The sequence below is a fragment of the Mycoplasma todarodis genome (assembly GCF_004335995.1).
Classification (GTDB): Bacteria; Bacillota_I; Bacilli_A; order Mycoplasmatales; family Metamycoplasmataceae; genus Mycoplasma_K; species Mycoplasma_K todarodis.
In genome coordinates this window covers 1-6,420 of record NZ_PSZP01000036.1, presented here as the reverse complement: position 1 = coordinate 6,420, position 6,420 = coordinate 1, and the positions used below count along the sequence as shown (strand labels likewise).

2 protein-coding genes are annotated in these 6,420 nt (G+C 30.9%); one reads left to right on the top strand and one right to left on the bottom strand.

Translation table 4 applies throughout. The annotated features are described in order from the left end of the window. Positions 1–40: 40 nt before the first annotated feature. On the bottom strand, positions 41–205 hold the full coding sequence (locus tag C4B25_RS04750; protein ID WP_168380698.1) for a hypothetical protein: 165 nt from the start codon (positions 203–205) through the stop codon (positions 41–43). 2,423 nt (positions 206–2,628) lie between these two features. Here C4B25_RS04750 and C4B25_RS03765 point away from each other — a divergent pair. Continuing rightward, positions 2,629–6,420: hypothetical protein (locus C4B25_RS03765; RefSeq protein WP_131613705.1), on the top strand; the 3,792-nt coding region annotated here is incomplete at its 3' end.

The following is a 6,420-nucleotide window of genomic DNA, read 5'->3' as shown; positions in this document are numbered from 1 at the left end:
ATCAGTTTTGGTTAAAGTTCTGAATTGGCGTTCCAAAACCTTATTTAAATTCATATCTTTTCTTCAATCATCATTCGATAATTGACATTATCCGTTTTGTACATAGGAAAGTTGGTTTATTTGGCATTACAACTTCCTTAATTGAATTCGTGTTCGTCACACCTCATTTTGCGAGGGTGATTATAATTTCTTTTTTCTCGCTCATTCCTTAAATTGGCTTAGGATGTAAGATAGCTTGTATTGAATCAATTTCTTCAACTAAAACCCTTGAAAATTTTTGGCTTTCTTAGGTGAATTATTTTTCAGTTTTTTAGTCGAAAATTACTATTCAAAAATTGGCGTTTTTTTTTCGAGAATTTTCTTCTTCAGCTACCTCAATATTATTTTAGCACAAAAATTGACATTAAAAAAATAAAAAAAGTTAAATTAAGTGTGTTTTTTAATAAGAAAATGAACTTTTTTGTGAAAAAATGGCATTTTTCGGGTTCAATAAAATTCAATGAAAATTCAACCCCCCACCCTTGAAATTGGATAGTCAAAAAATGACTAAATTTGACCCATTTTTTAGCTCTAAAATTAACCGAAAAAAAATTAAAAAAAATTTGATTTTTTCGAAGTTTTTTTAATTTTAGGAGGTTCGAATATTTAAATAGGTGTTTTATCACAGAATTTAATCATTAAAAATTACGGTGCAAATACTTGATGATAAATGGCAAATCAAAAACACCCACAGCAACAGGTGTCTTCTTTAAGATTATTTTATTTGCATATTTTGTTTTTATTCTGTTTATAAGGAATTGCAGATAATGCTTAATAAATATATTGGATGTAATTGGCGTTTTATATTTAAAGGCATTAACGGCAAGTTAGGAAAAGTTGAATTTTGAATTGGCATTTCAACTTTTAATTGAATTCGTGTTGTTGATCATAGGGGGAATCTAGTCACAACAATAATTCTCTCCCATTCTTTTGGCTTCAGAATGTAAGATAGCTTGCATTGAACTTCCGGTTAAATCACGCAAAATATGAATCCCTTACTCATTTTTCATATTCTTGTTTTTTTAACTGGAAATAACCGTTCAAAAATTGGCGTTTTTTTCGAGAATTTTCTTCTTCAGCTACCTCAATACTATTTTAGCACAAAAATTGACGTTAAAAAAATAAAAAAAGTTAAATTAAGTGTGTTTTTTAATAAGAAAATGAACTTTTTTGTGAAAAAATGGCATTTTTCGGGTCTGATAAAATTCAATGAAAATTCAACCCCCCACCCTTGAAATTGGAGAGTCAAAAAATGACTAAATTTGACCCAATTTTTAGCTCTAAAATTAACCGAAAAAAAATTAAAAAAAATTTGATTTTTTCAAAGATTTTTTAATTTTAGGACTTTTTTAACATGGATATATTCACCAAAAATATTTTTTGGGTGAAAAGGATGGCATTTAAAAAAATGAGAGAATGCAAGACAGACATAAAGGGTCTGGTAAATGGAAAATGCAGTGGTTAAAGAGGAAGATTCACCACGTTCCTTATCATGTTTATAAAAAACAGGATCCTCCTTTTGAAAGAATGGGGAATTATTTCGGAATACATCATTTTTAATCGAAAAACTTTAAGATGCTTATTAATATATGGAATTAAGAAGGTGGTCAGACTCTATTGTGTGGGTGTTAGTGTGAAATTGTGCGGATGTTAGTGTGAAGTAGGGGTGGATCTACGGCCTCTTTAAATGAAGTTTCCATTAAGGAGGATTTATAAATAAGTGGTTAGATGAGTAACTAGGCATTTTGGATATCAAATAAATAAATTTTTAAATAGTGCTTTATTTTTCGGGTATTTAAAACGAGTTTAATTAATAGAATATAAAACTAAATTATTGATATATTTGGCGTAAGCATATAGTTTATTTATTTATATTTAATAAGTAAAAAATACAGTTAAATAACAAAATGAGAATGCGATATACGAGTTGCCTTTTTTGATTTTTTCTTCAATAAAGCACTCTTTTATTTCCTAAAAATCTGCATAAGGTATAAATAAATTTTCTTTTGCTCGAGCAAGGAAATCAAGGATTGATGAGGGTTGAAATCTATTGAAAATAAGTATTATTGGTTGGTGTATTTTTGCAGTAAAATCGCTAAAAATAAAAAGTTAGAAATTAATAGCATTATTCTGAAACTAATTATTTCAAAACATGAATTAATTGTCCAATGGGGGTTAAAAAGTTAGTTGTAGAAGAATGTGGTTAGGCTTTAATAACCTTTAAATAAGGGGTTATCACAGGAAGGGGTTTAGTGTATTTATCAATGTGTAAAATGTTTTGAACAAATGGCATTCATTGCAGCGGAATGAACCAATTCATTGAAATTACAAGGGTCAAGCATTGAAAATCGTTTGTAAAAAGCATTTACATATGTTAATATATTGTTAGGAATAAGACGAGAGTAAAAAAGTCTTTTCTACAAAACGTTAAAAAAAATAAATCGCCAAATTTTATATCGCCTTTTCAAAACTGACTTTTAATGCCAATTTAAGTTAGTTTCAAAAAGATACCACCTATGATGCATCTGGGTATATCTCATTAAGTTAAAAAGACATATTTAAAATTCTGGTGAAACAGGAGAAAAAAATATGAAGAAAAATAAAAAAATAGTTTTATCAGTTGGAGCAGTTGCAGCAGTTGCTGTGCCAGTAGCAGTTACAGCAACCAACACAAAAACAGCAGGGAACCAAGATAAAGAAATCTTAGCTTACCTAGATAAACGTATTCAATCAAAAAAAATAGAAGCAAAAGCAAACTCCCATAAACTTAAAACTTTAGAACAGGAAAAAGCAAAAAAAGCTTATGAAGCTAGACAAGAAGCTGCAAGAAGAGAAATGTTTAAGAAAAAACAAATTGCAAATCCAGTGGATTCTTATTGATTCTGAGGTTGAGACCAACACACAACTGGTTTAATTAAATATGATGATAAAGAGTTCGCAAAGGCGACTGCTGTTTCATATAGACTGAGAATGCTTCCAATAAATATGATTAAAAATATGACGCGGGGTAAAGTCTTTAAAAAACACAATACAGACGACCTCCTTATACATATTGCGAAAGAACTTGTCATGAGGACTGATCTTTGAACAAAAATGCAGAAACATTTTGTGGCTGTTGAGTTTGATTCAGAACTTAAAAATTGAAAACAAGATCCTAAGGACCCCAACATACTTACTCGTCAAGAAAAAGTTGATGGTAGTATATTTAAATTCGATAATTTTTCAGCAATTGTAAAATTATTAGGTTTCGAATTTATGGATGAAGCTGCTATGAAAAAATATTGAAATGATCATGCAAGTGAAAGAGATAGAACATTCTCCCTTAAATGAAACAAAGACCCATCATTAAACATTGCTCAAACTGATAGGTCTCAGTCTAGAATGACTTTAAGATTTGATAGAGCTGATTCAACCCCTGCATCTCAAATTGGAGATAAAATAAGTGACTCCACAATGTGAAGTTCACTACAAATGAATATGTTTAAAGAAACAAAACAAGGTAAGAAACAAGTAATGCATACTCACTTTAATGGTGGATTTGTTTATGATAGAGCTGTTACAGATGGTGGGTTCAATCCTAATAACTCGATAGATGCCAGTTGAAAAAGAGCGGACTTTGTGCAAATTCACATAGATGGTAAAGCTTCTACGGGTGATACTAATTATATTGTAGGTAGAGGTCCCAATGATTTCCGTAATAATGATAAAGATCATAGGCCAACTCTTGATTCGCCAGAAGGTTTCAGGAAGTCAATAAAACAACTTGATGGTTCATTAGCTATTCAACACCAATCATTCTATATTTTAGATATCACTTCAGTAGAGAGTATAGATATTGCGGGTATTGAAGAAGGTATTCTTAAAGCAAAAATTCATAACCAAGGTTTTAAAACGGCTAAAGAAATAGCGGATGCTATAAATAATGCTAAAACAACAGCTGAAAAGAAATTCTTGTTAGGGAAATACTTTGGTATGAAAGTTACTTCTGTACCTGATAAAGTATTCGCAAAAATAACAGTAACCGGAGATTCTAACGGTAACATGGCTCTTGATGTTGAATATTACAAAAGTAATCACTTTGCAAAAACAAAAACAACTTCTAATAAATCAATTAAAGCTTTATCTGATGCACAAATTAAAGAATTAATTGGTAATGATGATCAAAAAACTAACCACAAATTAGTTGATGATGCATTCAACCCTAAATTAAAAATTTCGGATGCGACACAAGGTGATAGAACAGCAGCTGAAATTGCTAAAACAATTACTAATGCTAAAGACCTCGCAAAATTATTGGGTGTTGATGAATCAGCATTATCAAAATCATTAAAAGGTAAAGGTAAGATGACAAAAGTTGACATCGATACTGATGCGAACGGTAACATGACTATTAAAGTTACAGTTAACACACCGGATGCTACAAAACCTCCTTTAGATAATGTATTTAAAATAAAGGTTAAATCTGATGCAACTATTGCAACGCAAATTGCTGATAAACTTCAAAAGAAAAATGAAGCTGCAGTTAAAGCTGCGATGGCTAAACCTTCTGTTAAAAACCAAGGTGATAGAAAAATGTCTGAAGTCGCCAAAAGTGTAACGGATTTAGGAACTCTTAAAAAAGAACTTGATCTTGACATTAAAGTGCCAAAAGGTTCAACAGTTACGGTTAAAGTTACTGTAGATTCAAAAGACTCATCAAAAGTAAAAATTGATGTTACGGTTACAACAAAAGGTGCTTCTACTGAAACACACCATATAACAAAAGAAGTTTCTGGTAAAGATGATTCAACAATTGATACACAAATTGCTGATAAAAAACAAACAAAAAATAATGCCGATATTGATGCTTTATTAAAGAAAGCTCAACTTAAAAACCAAGGTGATAAAAAAGGTTCAGAAATCGCTAAAGATTTCAATAAAAAATCACTTGCTGATAAACTAAAAGATCTTAGAGATAAGTTCGGTGTTGATTTAACAGGTAAATCTAACAGTAACGGAACAAAAATTACAGATGTAAAACTTACAGCTGATCCTAAAACAGGAAAAATTAAAATTGAAGTTAAAACAGAAACAAAAAACGCTACAAACGCAACTAAATCACCTTCATCACACGATGTTACTGGTAAAAATGACGTTGAAATAGATGCTAATATTAATAAACCAAAAGAAATAGCTGCAATCGTTGACTTCTTTAAAAAAGCAAAATTAACAAAACAAGGTACAAGAACAATCGATGAAATTGTTGCTGCTTGAAATAAAATGTCATTAGATGACAAACTTAATGCTATTAAAGACGAAACAGGTGTTGATGTTCCTAAAACACAAGGTAATACAACAATTTCGAATCTTGTTTTCTCAAAAGGAAATGGTGCAACAATTGACGTTAAGATCTCCACAACAACTGCACACGCAACAACAGCTAGTGGTTCTGCAAAAGCAACTATTACTGGTGATGATGATGCGACAGTAATGCAAAGAAGAAAAGTAGTTGCTGCTGATAAAAAACAAAAAACATCTATCGCTACTATTAAGAAAATTATTGACGGAATCGACATTAAAAAAGCTCAAGGTAAAAATACTGTATCATCAATTCAAAAAATTGTTGATGACATGAAAAAAGCTGGTAAATCAATCGGTGAAATCCTTAAAGCAATTAAGAATGCTACAGGTGTAAATATTCCTACAAAAGTTGGGGATACATCAATTACAGGTGTAAAACTTACAGCTGATCCAAAAACAGGTAAAATTAAAGTTGAAGTAACAACAAAAACACCAGATGCAACTAAGAACCCTTCAGTAGACGGAAGCTTAAGTGGTACAAATGATATAGATCTAACTCAAAAGAAAAACATCGAAGCTATCGAAGCCAAACTTAATGGTGTAGATATCAAAGGTAAACAAGGTTCAGATACTATTGCCGAAATCATCAAAAAAATGAAAAAAGCGGGTGCATCAGTTGCTGACATAATTAAGTCAATTAAAGCGATCACGGGTGTTGATTTATCTACTGGTCACAAAGGTACAGATATCACAGGTGTTACACTAGTTGATGATGGAAAAGGCGGAATTAAAGTTACCGTTTCTACAAATACAAAAGGTGCAACAACTCCAACAACAGATGCAAAAGGAAGTTTTGTTGGTAATAATGATAAAGCAGCAAACGCAACAAAACTAAAAGATAAAAACAACGCAGATATTGCTAAGAGAATTCACGATGTTGATATCAAAACTAAACAAGGAACAAAAACAGTTAAAGAAATTGCTGACATTGTTAAAAAAGGTAAAGCTAACGGAGATTCAATAGATAAAATTCTAGACGCTATTAAAAACGCTACAGGTGTTGATTTAGCTTCTGGACATAAAGGTACAAAAATTACTGAT